Origin of the sequence: Vibrio sp. OPT46 (assembly GCF_015163535.1) — a bacterium.
GTDB lineage: Bacteria > Pseudomonadota > Gammaproteobacteria > Enterobacterales > Vibrionaceae > Vibrio > Vibrio alginolyticus.
On sequence record NZ_JADDYG010000611.1, the window covers coordinates 1 to 441 of the forward strand.

General features: G+C 39.9%; 1 protein-coding gene. It reads left to right on the forward strand.

The window, feature by feature from the left end:
- Positions 1–217: 217 nt before the first annotated feature.
- The coding region (locus IQR33_RS23840) for a Dps family protein (protein WP_193844113.1) at positions 218–441 on the forward strand (224 nt) is incomplete at its 3' end.

A 441-nucleotide genomic window follows, 5' to 3' on the forward strand; every position in this document is an offset into this window, starting at 1 on the left:
GGGCTTTTTGTTGGATGATACGCCGGTATTCGTCTACTTGCTCATTGGATTTAGCTATTTAAATCATAGCTAAAACCAAATTTTCTTCACCGAGCCGGAGTCGTAATATGACTCCATCGGCAGCAAATACTGCAAAAGAATTTTTAAACTTTATACCAATCCCGGTAAGAGAGTCGTTCGTTACTACGATTGGTATCATCCTTCTAGGAGCAAGATTATGAACAAACAAGTAAGCCTAATTGGTCTAGACAGAGAACAATCAGCACAACTAGCTCAACAGCTAAATCAACTGCTAGCGCATTACCAAGTGTTGTACATGAACTCTCGCGGTTACCACTGGAATATTAAAGGTGCGCAATTCTTCGAACTGCACGTAAAATTTGAAGAGATCTACACTGATCTACAAACAAAAATCGATGAGCTTGCAGAGCGTATTCTAAC